Below are 16,958 nucleotides of genomic sequence, written 5' to 3'. Positions count from 1 at the left end.
TTGAGTTGGAAAAAGGATGATAACAGGCTGACGCGACTAGAGCGCCATCAGGGCATCGACCTGGCGGCTGATCTCGGCCGGTGACAAAGCGGCCAGATTGTCCGTGGTCGAGCGCAGGATGATATTGCGACCCGCCAGCGGAATGAAGGCATCGCGCCAGCGCTCGTTGTTCATCAACACCAGGGTGGGCACCCCGAAGGAAGAGGAGATATGGATGATGGAGGTATCGGTCGAGATGACCCCTTGCGCATCCTTGATAATCTTGGCGGCATCGAGAATGGTGTCGGGAAACAGCACTCTCATGTCCTGCCGCGGGCACGCCACGGGCTGCCTGGAGAATACCAGGTAGGAGATCCCCTGATAGGTCGGCAACTGTGCCAGGATCCCGTCGATCTGTGCCTCCGTCATCGAGTTGCCAACCTGGCTGCCCGTCAGGTTGACCAGCAGATAGCGGCCATATGCGCCGGTATCGAGCTGCTCATTGCAGGGTGACGGTACTGTGGCCGGCACCCCAGCCGCATCACCTGCCACGCAGAGCATGCGATAGACGAAGTGATCCCTGACTGGGCGTGACGACACTATGGTGGCCTTCTGGTTGAACAGCGGCAGCAACTTCTGCTGCCCTTCACTCTTGAAGCGCAGGGGCAGCGACTGCAACCGCCCGTTCGCCAGCAACAGCAACTTGGCCATGGCGATATCGTCGGGCTCGTCAAACAGATTGATCACCAGGTCATACTGCCGTTGCCTGAGTTCACGCAGCTTGCACCACATGCTCGCCGGCCACAGGGTGTCGTTCAGGGTGATCACGTGACACTCATCGATCCCGGCGACCGACGCCGCCAGCAGCTGGTTGCGCTGGCTGCACACCAGCTCGAGGCGCGCGGCGGGGTAGATCTCTCTAAGCCGGGCAATGGCGGGCAGGGTGAGAATGAAATCGCCGATGGCGTCATAACCGACCACCAGCACCCGCTTCACCTTCGCCCCGGCGGGGCATGGGGCGGCGTCAGGCGCTCTGCCGATCAGCCATCTGGCAATGGAGTGGGTAAGCAACTTCTTGAGATTCATGAGTTATCCAGCATGTATGGCCCACAGCGTCGGCAAGGCTGACAGGGCTGCCAACCAACAGCCACCGTCGGCACGCCCAGTGCTATTTCAGATAGTGACCGTAGGCTCTGTCATCTATGGTGGTGGTGAACAGATCCACATCCAGACAGCAGGGCTCCACCCCGGAGGCAGACAGGCCATTGAGCTGCAAGCGGCCGGTCAGATAGTCGGAGGGCATCCGCAGCGGATAGGCACACTGCAATAATTTTTTCGCCCCGGCCAGGGTCAGCACATACCCAGCGGTAGAGAGCACTCCTCGCTTGGAGGAGCGGCTGGGCGTCAGGTATCTGGCAAGCCGGTAGCCACCGGGCAGGGATGACAGGAATGGCCAGCGTTTGGCTTTGCCATGATGCAGGAAGACGATCTCGGACTGGCAGGAGTGCACTATCGTCTCGATGATCGCCTTGCTGTGCATGTGCAGGTAGATGTCATCTTCAAGCACCACACAGCGTTCAATACCCTCGGCGACAATGCGCTCATAAACTCGAATATGGCTCATGGCGCAGCCAATCTCGCCAAAACTCAGTGCATGGCCACACACTTCTTTGGCCAGCGCCAAATCCACCTTGGCCAGCTCGGCATTGCTCAGCGCCTTCCCGTCTGTTGCATCTACAAACTCGAAATCTATGCCCAGATGCGCCATCTGCTGAACAACCATCGCCCGTCGCTCAACGCTGCGAGCCAAACTGATGACAAAAACCGGAATCATGACGTGCGGGTATCCTTTTTAAACTCATGGGCAAACCAGATGAAAACCAGGCTGAGCGTGTACAGATAGAGCACCCCTTGATGCTCAAACGGCACATCGCTTAGGGAGTTAATAGCAAACGCGAGGGGAACCAGCACACCCGCCGAAATCCAACTTATATTGTTCGCCGCCAGATAGAGCGGCAGGCCAAGAAAGATCACCAGCGCAATAAATCCTATGCTGCCGCGAACGACCAGATTCTGCATATATTGATTATGGGCATGAGTTAGTACTGGGTTCAGAATTGACGCAGGGACTAATTCATTCCTAACTTGGCTTATCTTCAATGCGTCGAAGCCATCCGTGCCCACCCCTGCCACCGGTGAATCCAAAAAACCCAGCCAAGCACTCTGCCAGGCAATGACGCGCAAGCCCCATGATGAGTCGTACAAACCTTTTTCTGCCGAGTTGAGATCCGAGACTGCCTCTGCGACCCGAACCTGAACCAGCTGGTTGGTCTGATAGATGGCGCCTGTCGTAGCCATGCAAAGCACGGCAACCGCGATGTATTTCCACGGTTTGAAGTAGGCCTTGTAACAGATGATGTAGGCAAGAATAACCCCGAAGGCGAGCCAGACTCCCCGGCTCTGGGAGAGATAAAGCGCAAACAGGGCTGCCATCAGGCCAACCAGGCTCCCCCCTCTCAGCCATCTAGGCAACTGTTTTTGCTGGAAGACAAACCAGTTGAGGATAGCCAGCGTCAACGCTGCCTGCGAAAAGAGAATGGCATTGGTAAACCCTTCCACCCTGGCAATACCGTGCTGGTATTGCCAGATGCTGAGGATACCCAATCCCATCCCGCCCAGCACGATGGCCAGATAACCCAGCATCAACAGAATCGGCTTGCGCGGCATCATCAGCGCAAAGACGAGGACATAGAACAGCCCGCGCATGACCCCGTATTGATCACCGTGGATCAACCGGTTGACGAAGATCATGGCGGCATAGACCAGCAGACCCCAGAGAATGCGACGGTCTTTGAGCCCCACATCCCGTTGTTTGCCGACAAAGTAATTCAACAAACCGAAGATGCCGGTCACGGCCAGCAGATTGGATTGAATGCTCTGGCCGAAAGGGGCCAGAAACAGGCCGCAAAAGGAGAACAGGATGGTCAGCGCAAACAGGGCTGTGGTTGTTCTATCGAGCAAGGCAAGGCTTCTGCTGAGCATCAATCAAGATTTCCTGAAGACATAGTTACCCCGGATTTTGCGCCACAGGCCAAAAACATCGGTACGCGGGAAAATGGCAATGCGGCGGATCCGGAAGGGGTCCTGGTGCATGGCTCTGGGCCCGCTGTTGGTGGCAACGGCAAAATGGTAGCCCGCCGCCATCGCCTGCGCCTTTGCGCTCTCATCCATATCGCCATAAGGGTAGGCAAACGACAGCAGAGGGTAGCCGAGCAGGGCTTCAAGCTGTCGTTTGTTCTCTTGGATTTCATGAGCTTGCTGCTCTGGCGCAAGTTTGCTCAACCTGGGGTGGGTCAGGGTATGCCCGCCGATCTCCACATGGCCGGAGGCCGCCAGCGCCTTGAGTTGCTCGCCATTCATCAGGTCCACCCGGGTGTCCGGGTTGCTCGCCTGTTCCACGTCCCAGCGGTTATACCCTTCCCCCGTGACCACGTATACCACGGCTTTGTAACCATATTTTTCCAGCAGCGGCAGCATGCGGGTCAGGTTGTCCTGATAGCCGTCGTCGGCGGTGATCATCAGGTATTTCTTGCCGTACTGCAGCCGGTGAATGAAGCCCTTGTCCGCCAGATCGCGGAACGTCAGGGTCTCATAGCCGAGCCACTTCAGCAGGCGCAGGTGCTTCTCGAACATGGCGATCGGCATCCAGGTACCGTGTACCCCCTTCTCGCTGTCATGCTCGATGAAGCGGTGATACATGATGACCGGCATCTCGCGGCGCAGGGTCTCGACCACCGCATCCTGATAGATGGACTCCAGGCCGGAGACGACTCCCGCCAAGCCATATTCGGCCTGAATGCGCTGACGAATTGTGTCTGAAACTGTGCCACTGGCCAGGGCCGGGGTAATCTGCACCTTCAGTGCGGCAAAATCGATCGCCAGATCCTGGGGGCCGATATCGCCGAAGTTGCAGGCCAGCGCCTCACCCAGATTGTGCTCGGTCACCAGCCCGATGGCCTTGGCTTCACCGATGGCAAAGGCGGGACGACCACACAGCAGGGCCTCCATCGCCACCCGACCGGCACCGATCACCAGATCGCATTGCGCCATCAGCGCAGGGACATCTTCCACATAACCGACGAAATAGACCCGCTCCTGAAAACGCTGGAAACGTGCCGGCAGCTGGCTGCCGCTCACCACCTTCACCTGGTAGGCGTCCAGATCCAGCACCTCATCCAGCAACCGATAGCAGAGCTCACCCTTGGGGCCGCTCAGCCGGCCTACGATGGCGATCACCGGCCTGGCATTGGTTGGTACAGGCACAGGCTGGAACTTGTCGGTTTCGATGCCGTTGCGCAGCACCTGCACGATGGCCGGATCCACCCCCAGATTGTCGATGATCTGGTGGGCGATATCCTCGCACACCGCCACAGCTCGAAAGCCGAGAGCATGGAAGGCCTTGCGGGAGGCATGCACCGGCTGGCGGCCGTGCACCGTGGTGATCATGGGGGTGCCGGTCAGCTTGCAGGCCACATAGCTGCTCCAACCGGAGGCGCGCGAGTGGGCATGCACCAGCTGGATATGGTGTTTCTTGATCAGATAGACGAGATAAAACACGTGCCAGAAGCGGCGCAGAATACTGCGCTTGTTGAATCGCAGCTTGAACACCTCACCCAGAGTGGGCTTGGTCAAGGTGTCCGATACGTAGAAAACCTGGTGGCCACGCCGGGTCAGTTCGTTACCGACCGTGGTGGCATAGACCTCAGCGCCCGTCACTTCGAGCTGGGAGAGTGCCATCAATATGTTCATTGCGTGGTTACCCGGTAGAAACTGAGAAAAGCCGTGACAAACAACAGAGCCGGAAGCAGGTATGGCCTGCTTCCGGCTTGTCTGCATATGGCGGTGTAAAACTCACCCGTTAACGGTTGAGCCACGCCATATAGTCCGCGACCCCTTCGGCCACGGTTTTGAACTCGGCGTCATAACCGACACTACGCAGCTTGGTCATGTCTGCCTGGGTGAAACTCTGATAGCGACCCTTGAGGTGATCCGGGAAGGGAATGTACTCGATAGCGCCCTTCTGGTGATGCTTGATCACCGCTTCGGCCACGTTCTGGAACGGTTCGGCCCGGCCGGTACCGCAGTTGAAGATGCCGGAGTGCTGCGGATTCTGCCAGAACCAGAGGTTCACCTTGCAGACGTCATCCACATAGATGAAATCGCGCATCTGACCGCCGTTGGGGAAACCGTCGCAGCCTTCGAACAACTTGGGATTCTCGCCCTTCTTCACCTGGGTATTGAGGTGGAAGGCAACCGAGGCCATGGAGCCCTTGTGCTGTTCGCGCGGGCCATAGACGTTGAAGTACTTGAGACCGACTACCTGGGAGTTGATCTCCGGCATCCAGCGACGCACGTACTGGTCGAACAGCTGCTTGGAGTAGCCGTAGACGTTGAGCGGCTGCTCGAACTTCGGATCTTCGATGAAGTTGTCGTTGCGCCCGCCATAGGTTGCAGCAGAAGAGGCGTAGATGAACGGAATTTCACGCTCGATGCAGTAGTGGAACAGATCCTTGGAGTACTCGTAGTTGACCTCCATGATGAACTTGCCGTTCCACTCGGTGGTGGCGGAGCAGGCACCTTCGTGGAAGATCACCTCGATGCCGCCATCCCACTCTTCAAATTCGTCGCCGGAAACAATCCGCGCCTGGAACTCATCCTTATCCATGTAATCGGCAATGGTCAGATCGACCAGATTGACGAACTTGGTGCCGTCGGTCAGGTCATCGATGACCACCACATCGGTCCGTCCTTGAGCGTTCAGCTGCTTGACCAGATTGCTGCCGATAAAGCCAGCACCGCCAGTTACTACGATCATGGAGTTTGCCTCGCGTACGTTGATGGCCACGTGTGACTGCCTGTTAAAGCTGTGTATAGTGAGCCAATTTGAAATTGCCGAAAAGTTTATCACGGGCCGCAAGGGGATTCGACCTTGACGATTTCACCGGCCAGGGGCCCGGCAGAGGGAACAGCGATGAAAACCAGAGACAGGATCATTCACAGCGCCACCGAGCTGTTCAACGATCAGGGTGAGCGCAACATCACCACCAACCACATTGCCGCCCATCTGGGCATCAGCCCGGGCAATCTCTATTACCACTTCCGTAATAAAGAAGACATCATCCACTCCATCTTCGACCAGTACGCCCGCCACCTGAGCGAGAGCTTCACCCCGGCGCGCAGCGACGAGATCAAGCTGGAAAACCTGATGGGCTATCTGGATGCCATCTTCTATCTGATGTGGCAGTTCCGCTTCTTCTACGCCAATCTGCCGGACATCCTCAGCCGCGATGAGCCGCTGCAGCAGAAATACCTCAAGGCCCAGGAGCAGTTGCGCGCCGCCGTGGTGGCCCTGCTCAGAAGCCTGCGCGAGGGCGGCATCATAAATGTCAGCGACGAGGATCTGCCGGATCTGGGCCAGACCATCAAGATGGTGGTCACCTGCTGGATCCCGTTCCAGATTGCCCAGGCCCCCAACACCCGCATCACCAAGCCGTTGCTCTATCAGGGCGTCTTGCGGGTACTGTTCCTGCTGCGCCCCTATGTGCAGCCCCAGGTGGCCGACCAGATCCGCCAGCTGGAACAGCACTATCGTCAACTGGCCCAACCAGCCGGGTGAGATCTGTTTCACAATTGTTGAATGTCAGCACAATCATTTGAATTCACCGCAACAGATTGCAGTAAAATACTGCCCATTGTTGATAATCAGCTGAAATAGCCAATAAGGATCGAGGATGTCTAACGGATTCTATCGTCACCTGACCGAGCAGCTTGAGCAGGTGCAGGCTGAAGGGTTGTACAAGCAGGAGCGCGTCATCACCTCGGCCCAGCAGGCCCGGATTGCGGTGGGCGGCGAGCAGGTGCTGAACTTCTGTGCCAACAACTATCTGGGGCTGGCCAACCACCCTGACCTGATCGCAGCGGCTCATCAGGGGCTGGACAGCCACGGCTTCGGCATGGCCTCGGTCCGTTTCATCTGCGGCACCCAGGATCAGCACAAGGAGCTGGAGCAGAAGATGTCTGCCTTCCTGGGCACCGAAGACACCATCCTTTACTCCTCCTGCTTCGATGCCAATGGCGGTCTGTTCGAAACCCTGTTCGGTGCCGAAGACGCCATCATCTCCGATGCCCTCAACCACGCCTCCATCATCGACGGGGTCCGGCTGTGCAAGGCCAAGCGCTATCGCTACGCCAACAACGACATGGCCGAGCTGGAAGCCCAGCTCAAGCAGGCTGACGCCGACGGCGCCCGCTTCAAGCTGATCGCCACCGACGGGGTCTTCTCCATGGATGGCGTCATTGCCGACCTCAAATCCATCTGCGATCTGGCCGACAAGTACGACGCCCTGGTGATGGTGGACGACTCCCACGCCGTCGGCTTCATCGGCGAGAACGGCCGCGGCACCCACGAGTACTGTGGCGTGATGGACAGGGTCGACATCATCACCGGCACCCTGGGCAAGGCGCTCGGCGGTGCCTCCGGTGGCTACACCTCCGGCAAGAAGGAGGTGATCGACTGGTTGCGCCAGCGCTCCCGCCCCTATCTCTTCTCCAACTCGCTGGCCCCCTCCATCGTCGCCGCCACCATCAAGGTGATCGACATGCTGGCCGAAGGCCATGCGCTGCGCTCCAGCCTCAAGGAGAACAGCCAATACTTCCGCGAGCGGATGAGCGCCGCCGGCTTCACCCTGGCCGGGGCCGATCACGCCATCATTCCGGTGATGCTGGGTGACGCCAAACTGGCCGCCGAGATGGCAAGCCGCATGCTGGCCGCCGGCATCTACGTGGTGGGCTTCTCCTTCCCGGTGGTGCCCAAGGGCCAGGCCCGCATCCGCACCCAGATGTCCGCCGCCCACACCCGTGAGCAACTGGACAAGGCCATCGATGCCTTCATTCGCATCGGCCGCGAACTCGACATCATCTGATTTGAATCAAGGGGCCTGGCGCCCCTTCTTTCTGCATTCATCGTGAAGGAACAACCATGAAAGCGCTCTCCAAACTGCACAAAGAAGTCGGCATCTGGATGACGGACGTACCGGCCCCCGAACTCGGCCACAACGACCTGCTGATCAAGATCCGCAAGACCGCCATCTGTGGCACCGACATTCATATCTACAACTGGGACGAATGGTCACAGAAGACCATCCCGGTACCCATGGTGGTCGGCCACGAATACGTCGGGGAAGTGGTCGCCATCGGCCAGGAAGTACGCGGCTTTGCGGTCGGAGACCGGGTATCCGGTGAAGGCCACATCACCTGTGGCCACTGCCGCAACTGCCGTGCCGGCCGCACCCACCTGTGCCGCAACACCATAGGCGTCGGCGTCAACCGCCCCGGCGCCTTCGCCGAGTATCTGGTGATCCCGGCCTTCAACGCCTTCAAGCTGCCGGACAACGTCCCTGATGAACTGGCCGCCATCTTCGATCCGTTCGGCAACGCGGTGCACACCGCCCTCTCCTTCGACCTGGTCGGTGAAGACGTGCTGATCACCGGCGCCGGCCCCATCGGCATCATGGCCGCCGCCGTCTGCCGCCACGTGGGTGCCCGCCACGTGGTGATCACCGACGTCAACGAATACCGGCTCGAACTGGCCCGCAAGATGGGCGCCACCCGCGCCGTCAACGTGGCCAAGGAACAGCTCAGCGACGTGATGAGCGAACTCGGCATGACCGAAGGGTTCGACGTAGGGCTGGAGATGTCCGGCGTACCCAGCGCCTTCCAGGACATGATCGACAAGATGAACCACGGCGGCAAAATCGCCATGCTCGGCATCCCCCCCGCTACCATGGCCATCGACTGGGGCAAGGTGATCTTCAAGGGACTGTTTATCAAAGGGATCTACGGTCGTGAAATGTTCGAGACCTGGTACAAGATGGCCAGCCTGATCCAGTCCGGGCTGGATCTCTCCCCCATCATCACCCACCGCTTCCACATCGACGACTTCCAGCAAGGGTTCGATGCCATGCGCTCAGGCCAGTCCGGCAAGGTGATCCTCAGCTGGGACAAATAAGCCTTTCGGCCCGCCCATGAGATGAAACCCGGTGAAAACCGGGTTTCTTTTTTTCGGGCCGGCCTCGCCAGTTTGTGATCTGACGAAGAAACTTTGCACGCAGAGTGCTTAACACTTCACACACAAGCGTTTAAATGGCTGTAACTATTCGGTTATAATCCAGTCGTTTTCTAGGGATAATAAAAGCCTGCTGGGAGTACATGAGCGTGTTGAAAAAACTGAGCTATTTGCTGGCGGTCGGGATGACGGCCGCCAGTTTGTCCGGCGTGGTGCTTGCTGCCGATGATATGTCACCGGAGGCAATTGCCGAGCGGATCAAGCCTGTCGGTCAAGTCTATACCGCCAAGGATCTGGAAGGGATTGCGACCGCAGGCGCAGCCCCTGCGGCGGCAGCGGCATCTGGTCCGCGCGACGGCGAAGCCGTGTTCAAGGGCGCCTGCTTCGCCTGCCACGATGCCGGCATTGCCGGTGCCCCCAAGCGTGGCGACAAGGCCGCCTGGGAACCGCGTATCGCCCAAGGCATTGAAACACTTAAGAAACACGCCATTGCCGGCTTCGCAGGCAAGACCGGTGTGATGCCGCCACGAGGAACTTGCGCCACCTGTAGCGATGAAGAGATCGAAAACGCCATTCACTACATGATCGACAAGCTCTAAGTGTTTGAAAGGGCCGCATTTGCGGCCCTTTCAATCTGATGACTTCCGGCTACTCTTTGTAGGGTAGGCAAACCGGGAGTTACTCATGTCAGCGCAACCAATAGCACCCCATTACTCGACTCCCTTGCTGGCGTTGGTCTCCGCTATTATGGATTTCCCCGCCCCCTCCGCCGCCACTTCCAAAGATTACGACACCCTGATCCAGCAGCTGAACCAGCTCTGTCCGCTGCAGCATTTCGGCATGCTCGGCTTGTCGGAAGCCGGCCTGCAGTGGGTATGCGAATACCAGATCTCCGACAGCTTCAAGTTGCAGCTGGGGCTGGAAGAGTCGCGCATCACCGATCAACTGACCCAGCTCGATGAAGCCGATGGCTGGTGCTCGCTGCCGGTCGAGCATGGTCAGGTCCAGTGGCTGCTGGCCTGCTGCCAGCCCAAGGAGCTGCCAACCCTGCGCCTGTTGCTGGAGTGCCTGGCCAAGCGGTTGAACGAGACCCAGGCAGGCTCCCAGCTGTCGGAGCTGGCCTCACCCCTGATCCGCAAAGACCCTGACTGGCAGAAGAAGATAGAGAGCATCAACCGCATCATCCGGCTGGCCAACACCCTGCCCAGTCAGGCGCTGTTTTCCCAGCTCGAGGCGGTACTGCGCCAGATGCTGGCCATTCAGGACATGCTGCTGGTGCGCATCGACAGCCACCGGCTCGAGAAGATCTATCCGGAGCAACCTCCCCACAGCGACGACTTCATCACCGGGTTGTGCCACAGTACCAACAACATGGAACAGCACAAGGAGCAGCTCTACTGGTACAGCCAACCGCTGCGCCTTCAGCAGCAGTACTTCGCCCACTTTCTCATCAGCCTGCAGCACCCGCTGGAAACCGATGACCGGCTGTTTCTCGACTTCCTGCGCAGCCAGCTCACCCTGCTGCTGGAGCTGAGGCGGATCCGCCAGCAGCTGCACGACATCAACTCGGAAGATTCCATCAACCAGCGCCTGCAGCAGCTGCGTCAGACCAACCTCAGGTTGCAAAAGCAGCTCAAGCAGCATCAGGAGCTGGAACGCCGACTGCAGTTTGACGCCCTGCACGATCCGCTGACCCAGCTGCCCAACCGGGCCCTGCTGATGAATCACCTCAATCATGCCATGACCCACTTTCACCGCTACAAGTCGCCGGGTTTTTCGCTGATCTTCATCGATGTGGACCACTTCAAGCAGGTCAACGACACCCTGGGCCACAGCGCCGGCGACCAACTGCTCAAGGAGATGAGCCGCCGCCTACAGACCTGCATTCGGCAAAACGACATGGTAGCCAGGTTGGGCGGGGATGAATTCGTCATCTATCTGGACAACAGCAAGACCGAGGAGGATATCAGCCCGGTTCTCAACCGCATCATCAGCCGCCTCTCCTACCCTTTTCGACTGATGGGCAACGAGCTGGGCATCACGGTCAGTCTGGGGGTGGCCAGCGTATCGGAACAGACCTCCGACATCAGCCAGCTGCTCCATCAGGCCGACTTGGCCATGTACCAGGCCAAACGCAACGGCCGCAGTCGCATCGTCAGCTATTCGGAAGAGTGCTCGGTCCAGACCTGGGCCTCGCCGGAAGAGATGCTGGCAAGAGCGCTGCGTGAAGGGCGCATCGTCCCCTATTTTCAGCCGGTGATCCGGCTCAAGGACAGCCGGCTAACCGGGCTGGAGGTGATGGCCCGCTGGATCACCGAAGAGGGGGTACTCAAGGATGCGTTCGACTTTATCCCGCTGGCGGAGCAGTGCGGTCTGATTCAGGAGCTGGACTACCAGATCCTGAGCCACACCTGCCAACAATTGAAGGAGTGGCTGCCGCTGTCAGGCCAGAGCAAGTTCAAGGTGGCCATCAACTTGTCCGGCAAGCATCTGGTCAGCCATGAACAGATCATGAAGTTGGTTGAAATCATCGAATCCGAGGGGATAGCCCCCGGCTATCTGATCTTCGAGTTCAACGAGCGGGAGCTGTCACGGCAGGACTCCGATGCCCTCACCTCGTTGCACGAACTGAGAGCCAAGGGTATCCAGATCAGTCTGGATGACTTTGGGACCGGGTTTTCTTCCCTCAACGCCCTGTTCCACTTCCCGGTGGACTACATCAAGGTGGATGACAGCTTCACTCATCGCATGCTGCAGTCACCCAAGGATCTCGCCCTCATCCGTGCCATGCGCGACATCTGCCAGGATCTGGACTTCACCCTGGTGGTGGAGGGCATCGAAAACCAGCAACAGCTACAGAAACTGATCGATCTCGGTTGTCTGATGGGCCAAGGGCGCTATATCTCGCCGCCCATGCCCGGAGCCGATATCACCCCCCTGCTCACCCAGACCAAGAACGAGCGCGGCTAACCACCACTCAATCCTTCTTGAACAGCGCTCTCAGGTTGGCGACCCCGACCTGCCCCTTCTGCTGACGTTCCTCGGCCGTCACCTTCTTCTGGTTTTCCCACTCCAGATCGTCCTGAGGCAGTTCCAGCAGGAAGCGGCTCGGCTCCGGCCGCACCGACTCGCCGTACTGGCGCCGCTCCTTGCAGAGGGTAAAAGTCAGTTCGGTCTGGGCCCGGGTGATGCCCACATAGGCTAGGCGCCGCTCCTCCTCCACGTTGTCTTCATCGATGCTGGTCTGATGGGGCAGCAAGCCCTCCTCCATGCCCACCATGTAGACATAGGGAAACTCCAGCCCCTTGGAGGCGTGCAGGGTCATCAGCTGCACCTGATCAGCCTCGTCCTCTCCCTCGTTGCGCTCCATCATGTCACGCAGGGTGAGCCGGGTAACCACCTGAGCCAGAGTCATTGCTTCCTCCAGCTCATCCCCCTCCAGCATCTCGGTGATCCAGCGGTAAAGGGTGGAGACGTTCTGCATCCGCATCTCTGCCGCCTTCGGGCTGGGAGAGGTCTCGTAGAGCCACTCCTCGTAGTGGATCTCCTTGATCATGTCCCGCACCGCCTCCACCGGATTGCCGCGCAGCGCCTGATCGCCGAGCCGCACCAGCCAGTTGGTGAAGGCCTGCAGGGCGGATAGACCACGCCCGGAGAGGTGTTGCTCCAGCCCCAGCTCGAAGCTGGCGGCAAACAGGCTCTTGCCACGCTGGTTGGCATACTGGCCCAGTTTTTCGAGGGTGGTGGGGCCTATCTCCCGGCGCGGCAGGTTGACCACCCGCAGGAAGGCAGTGTCCTCGTCCGGGTTCACCAGCAGCTTGAGGTAAGCCATGATGTCCTTGATCTCGGTGCGGGAGAAAAACGAGGTGCCGCCGGAGATACGGTAGGGAATGCGGTTGGTCATCAGCGCCTTCTCGAAGATGCGCGACTGATGGTTGCCCCGATAGAGGATGGCGTAGTCTTTGAACCGGGTGCGGTTCATGAACTTGTGGCCCATCAGCTCGGCGGCGATACGCTCCGCCTCGTGCTCCTCATTCTTGGCAAACAGCACCTTGAGCTTCACCCCTTCATCGAGCTCGGAGAAGAGCGCCTTGTCATAGACGTGGGGGTTGTTGGCGATCAGGATGTTGGCGCACTTGAGGATCCGCTTCTTGGAACGGTAGTTCTGCTCCAGCTTGATGAGTTTGAGGCTGGGAAAATCCTCGTTCAGCAACACCAGGTTCTGCGGCTTGGCACCGCGCCAGGAGTAGATGGACTGGTCATCGTCCCCCACCACGGTAAAACGGGCCCGCTCGCCGACAATCTGCTTCACCAGCTCGTACTGGCTGGTGTTGGTGTCCTGATATTCGTCGACCAGCAGATAACGGATCTTGTTCTGCCAGCGGGTGCGTACCTCCTCGTTGCTCTTGAGCAACAGGGTCGGCATCACGATGAGATCGTCGAAATCCAGCGCGTTGTAGGCCACCATCTGGCGGTGATAGCGCTCATAGAGCTGGGCCAGCAACACTTCTTCCGGGCCGCGGGCGATGCGCATGGCGCGAGCCGGCAGGATGAGGTCGTTCTTCCAGTTGGAGATCTGGCTGATAAGAGCCGAGAGCTTGTCCTTGTCGTTGTCGAGCTCCGCCTCGGTCAGCTCTTTTAGCAGCGCCAGCTGGTCGGTATCGTCGAACAGGGAGAAGTTGGCCTTGAGGTTCAGGCTCTTGTGCTCGCGGCGGATGATCTCGAGCCCCAGAGTGTGGAAGGTGGAGACCATCAGCCCCCGCGCCTCCTTGCGACCCAGGGTCTGGCCGACCCGTTCTTTCATCTCCCGCGCGGCCTTGTTGGTGAAGGTGACGGCGGCGATGTTGCGCGCGTTGTAGCCGCACTGCTGTACCAGATAGGCAATCTTGTTGGTGATGACGCGGGTCTTGCCCGATCCGGCACCCGCCAGCACCAGGCAAGGGCCGGAGACAAACTTGACCGCTTCGTTCTGATTGGGGTTGAGCTTCATGGGCCGGATCTCTTGGCTTATGATGAGGGGTGGCATTGTAACAGAGATCCCGCAGGCAGCCGAAACCGCAGGCAATATACCGCCACTGCGCCTTGTGTTTGACCGCCATTTTCCGGATCATGGCCGACTTTTCCAGATGATATGAGGGGAGCATGAACCAGCAACAGCACGCCCGGCTGCGCAGCCAGTTTCCGGCCTTGGCACAAGAGGTCAACGGCCACCCTCTGGTCTATCTGGATAACGCCGCCACTACCCAGAAACCCCAGGTGGTGCTGGATGCGATCGCGCACTACTATCGGGCCGACAACGCCAACGTGCACCGCGCCGCCCATGCCCTGAGCGGCCGCGCCACCCGAGCCTTCGAGGCCGCCCGCGAGACGGTTGCCCGCTTTATCAATGCGCCTCACAGTCGCGAGGTGATCTGGACCCGTGGCACTACTGAGGCGATCAATCTGGTGGCCCAGAGCTGGGGCATGAGCGAGCTCAAGGCGGGAGACGAGATAATGCTCAGCACCCTGGAGCACCACGCCAACATCGTCCCCTGGCAGCTGATTGCCCAGCGTACCGGCGCCATGATCCGGGTCATCCCCCTCGATGAGCGGGGCGATCTCGATCTGGCGGCCTATCGCGCCATGCTGGGGCCACGCACCCGGCTGGTGAGCGTGGCCCACGTCTCCAATGCCCTGGGTACCGTCAATCCGGTCAAAGAGATAGTGGCTGCCGCCAAGGCGGTCGGGGCTCTGACCCTGATCGACGGCGCCCAGGCGGTGGCTCATCTCAAGGTGGATGTACAGGCCATCGGCTGCGACTTCTACGCCTTCTCCGGCCACAAGCTCTATGGCCCGACCGGGATCGGCGTGCTGTGGGGGCGCACCGAGCTGCTGGAGCGGATGCCGCCCTGGCAAGCGGGGGGCGAGATGATCGACAGAGTCAGCTTCGCCGGCACCACCTTCAACTCCCTGCCCTTCAAGTTTGAAGCCGGCACCCCTCATATTGCCGGTGCCATCGGTCTCGCCGCTGCCGTCGACTTTGTGATGGAGCAGGACAGGGGTTCATTGGCCAGCCATGAAGCCGCGCTGACCGACTATCTGGTTGCCGGACTGCAACAGGTGCCGGGGCTGCATCTGGTCGGCGAACCCGGCCAGCGCGCCGGCGCCGTCTCCTTCCTGCTGGAGGATATCCACCCGCAGGACGCCGCCACCCTGCTCGACATGCAGGGGATCGCGCTGCGGGTCGGCCATCACTGCGCCATGCCGCTGATGGAATCGCTCGGTATCGGTGGCACCCTGCGCGCCTCGCTGGCCTGCTACAACAATCGGGACGATGTCGACGCCCTGCTGGCCGCCCTGCACAAACTCAGTGACTTCTTCTAAGGCAGACAATCCAATGAACAGCCTCGCAACCTACACCCGGATAGGCGTGGAGCCCGACGCAAATAGCATTCGTCAGCAGTTTGCGGCAGCAAACGGTTGGGAAAACCAGTACCGGCTCATCATCCAGCTCGGCAAACAGCTGCCTGCCCTGCCCGGCGAATGGCAGCAGGAGGCATTTCGCCTCAAGGCGTGTGAAAGCCAGGCCTGGCTGAAGGGGGAGAAAGGCGAGGATGGTAACTGGCACTTTGCCTGCGACTCCGATGCCCGCATCGTGCGCGGCCTTATCGTCATCGTGCTGGCGGCGCTCAACCACCAATCTGCAGCGGCGATCCACTCCTTCGACATGGAGGGCTATTTCAGTGAACTGGGACTTGAGAAACACTTGAGCCCGTCGCGAGGCAACGGGCTCAGAGCTATCGTGTTGGCAATCCGGGAGCAGGCAGTCTAACCCGCCTTGTTCGGTGGTCGATTAGGCTTCGCCAATCGACCCTGCTTCTTCATTCCCGGCCTCTTTCTCGGCACGGGCGCCCCGCTCGGCAATCTTCTTCAATACCCGGGACGCGGCAACCAAGCCAAAAGTAGCCGTCACCGGCGTCACGGCGCCGAAGCCGGAGGCGCAATCCATCTTCATATTGCCGTCGCTGGCCGCCTTGGCCTGGCAGGTGCCGCCATTGCCATCCGGATAACTCAGCTGCTCGGTTGAGAAGACACACTCCACCCCGAACTTGCGCGCCGGATTCTTGCTGAAGTTGTGCAGCCGGCGCAGGTCGGAGCGCACCTTGGCGGCCAGCGGATCCTGAATGGTCTTGGCCAGATCGGCCACGGTGATCTGGGTCGGGTCCATCTGCCCGCCGGCACCACCCGCCACGATCACCGGAATCTTGTTGCGCTTGCAGAAGGCAATCAACGCCACCTTGGCCTTGACCGAGTCGATGGCATCCACCACATAGTCAAACTCCCGCTTGATATACTCGGCCAGGTTGCCGGCGGTGACGAAGTCATCCACCTCGATCACCTCGCAATCCGGATTGATTGCACGGATGCGCTCGGCCATCACCTCCGTCTTGAGACGGCCAACCGTGCCCTGCATGGCGTGGATCTGGCGATTGGTGTTGGTGATACAGATATCATCCATATCGATCAGGGTGATCTGGTTGATGCCGGCCCGAGCCAGCGCCTCGGCCGCCCAGGAACCGACGCCACCTATCCCGACCACACAGACTTTCGCCTGGCTGAAGGAGCGCAGCGCACTCTGACCATAAAGACGGGCAATGCCCCCGAATCGCTGTAGATACTCTGCTTTCATAACACCACCTTGCTTGAGGGCGGCCATTATAGCGGCAACCTCTCTCAGGGGCGATAATCGGATGATGGCGGTGTTGAGGTGAGGGAAAAGGAGTGCGGTGTCGTAAACGAAAAAAAGCCCAGTCTTTCGACTGGGCTTCTTGTTAGTGGCGGAGCGGACGGGACTCGAACCCGCGACCCCCGGCGT

Annotated in this window: 14 protein-coding genes; 7 read left to right on the top strand and 7 right to left on the bottom strand. The window is 59.5% G+C overall.

From position 1 onward, the window contains the following. Positions 1 to 36 precede the first annotated feature (36 nt). From OKB87_RS15490 to rfaD, 5 genes are all read right to left on the bottom strand, one after another. Entirely contained in the window at positions 37 to 1,065 is a 1,029-nt protein-coding gene (locus OKB87_RS15490; RefSeq protein ID WP_270827927.1) for a glycosyltransferase family 9 protein, read from the bottom strand. 82 nt (positions 1,066 to 1,147) lie between these two features. After that, a complete protein-coding gene (locus tag OKB87_RS15485) occupies positions 1,148 to 1,813 on the bottom strand; it encodes a glycosyltransferase family 25 protein (RefSeq protein ID WP_333563327.1) in 666 nt (221 codons plus the stop codon). Continuing rightward, positions 1,810 to 3,024 carry an O-antigen ligase family protein gene (locus tag OKB87_RS15480; RefSeq protein WP_270827926.1) on the bottom strand — a complete coding sequence of 405 codons (1,215 nt, stop codon included), beginning with the start codon at positions 3,022 to 3,024 and terminating at the stop codon, positions 1,810 to 1,812. Before OKB87_RS15480 ends, OKB87_RS15485 begins: the two co-directional genes overlap by 4 nt. Next, the gene (locus tag OKB87_RS15475; protein ID WP_270827925.1) at positions 3,025 to 4,788 is read right to left on the bottom strand and encodes a polysaccharide deacetylase family protein; all 1,764 of its coding nucleotides are present in this window, start codon (positions 4,786 to 4,788) and stop codon (positions 3,025 to 3,027) included. It lies immediately after the preceding gene. Between the two features lie 109 nt (positions 4,789 to 4,897). Then, entirely contained in the window at positions 4,898 to 5,854 is a 957-nt protein-coding gene (gene rfaD / locus OKB87_RS15470; protein ID WP_076362228.1) for an ADP-glyceromanno-heptose 6-epimerase, read from the bottom strand. Positions 5,855 to 6,010: 156 nt separating this feature from the next. Between rfaD and OKB87_RS15465 the strand changes: the two genes are divergently transcribed. From OKB87_RS15465 to OKB87_RS15445, 5 genes are all read left to right on the top strand, one after another. Further along, positions 6,011 to 6,655 carry a TetR/AcrR family transcriptional regulator gene (locus OKB87_RS15465; protein WP_011707886.1) on the top strand — a complete coding sequence of 215 codons (645 nt, stop codon included), beginning with the start codon at positions 6,011 to 6,013 and terminating at the stop codon, positions 6,653 to 6,655. 115 nt (positions 6,656 to 6,770) lie between these two features. Then, positions 6,771 to 7,961, top strand: a complete 1,191-nt coding sequence (locus OKB87_RS15460; RefSeq protein WP_045525924.1) for a glycine C-acetyltransferase — start codon at positions 6,771 to 6,773, stop codon at positions 7,959 to 7,961. Positions 7,962 to 8,017: 56 nt separating this feature from the next. Then, positions 8,018 to 9,046 (top strand): L-threonine 3-dehydrogenase, encoded by a 1,029-nt coding sequence (tdh, locus tag OKB87_RS15455; RefSeq protein ID WP_016352377.1) that lies wholly within the window; start codon positions 8,018 to 8,020, stop codon positions 9,044 to 9,046. 200 nt (positions 9,047 to 9,246) lie between these two features. Beyond that, positions 9,247 to 9,702, top strand: coding sequence for a c-type cytochrome (locus OKB87_RS15450; RefSeq protein WP_024945508.1), 456 nt, complete (start codon positions 9,247 to 9,249; stop codon positions 9,700 to 9,702). Positions 9,703 to 9,787: 85 nt separating this feature from the next. Further along, positions 9,788 to 12,073: a putative bifunctional diguanylate cyclase/phosphodiesterase gene (locus tag OKB87_RS15445; protein WP_139391656.1), complete on the top strand. Its 2,286-nt coding sequence runs from the start codon at positions 9,788 to 9,790 to the stop codon at positions 12,071 to 12,073. A 7-nt stretch (positions 12,074 to 12,080) separates the two neighbouring features. Here the strand turns inward: OKB87_RS15445 and rep are convergent, their stop codons facing one another. Further along, on the bottom strand, positions 12,081 to 14,093 hold the full coding sequence (gene rep, locus OKB87_RS15440) for a DNA helicase Rep (RefSeq protein ID WP_016352380.1): 2,013 nt from the start codon (positions 14,091 to 14,093) through the stop codon (positions 12,081 to 12,083). A 152-nt stretch (positions 14,094 to 14,245) separates the two neighbouring features. Between rep and OKB87_RS15435 the strand changes: the two genes are divergently transcribed. Together OKB87_RS15435 and OKB87_RS15430 are read left to right on the top strand one after the other, a co-directional pair. Then, the gene (locus tag OKB87_RS15435) at positions 14,246 to 15,466 is read left to right on the top strand and encodes an aminotransferase class V-fold PLP-dependent enzyme (protein WP_270827922.1); all 1,221 of its coding nucleotides are present in this window, start codon (positions 14,246 to 14,248) and stop codon (positions 15,464 to 15,466) included. A gap of 13 nt (positions 15,467 to 15,479) precedes the next feature. Next, positions 15,480 to 15,914, top strand: coding sequence for a SufE family protein (locus OKB87_RS15430; RefSeq protein ID WP_270827921.1), 435 nt, complete (start codon positions 15,480 to 15,482; stop codon positions 15,912 to 15,914). 21 nt (positions 15,915 to 15,935) lie between these two features. On the opposite strand, the gene tcdA is transcribed toward OKB87_RS15430, so the two are convergent. After that, complete coding sequence (tcdA, locus tag OKB87_RS15425) at positions 15,936 to 16,772, bottom strand: tRNA cyclic N6-threonylcarbamoyladenosine(37) synthase TcdA (protein WP_270827920.1); 837 nt, start codon at positions 16,770 to 16,772, stop codon at positions 15,936 to 15,938. Positions 16,773 to 16,958 lie beyond the last annotated feature (186 nt).

The sequence above is a fragment of the Aeromonas sp. Y318-1 genome (genome assembly GCF_027706125.1).
GTDB classification, from domain to species: domain Bacteria; phylum Pseudomonadota; class Gammaproteobacteria; order Enterobacterales; family Aeromonadaceae; genus Aeromonas; species Aeromonas hydrophila.
This window is presented reverse-complemented; position numbering and strand designations above follow the sequence as displayed.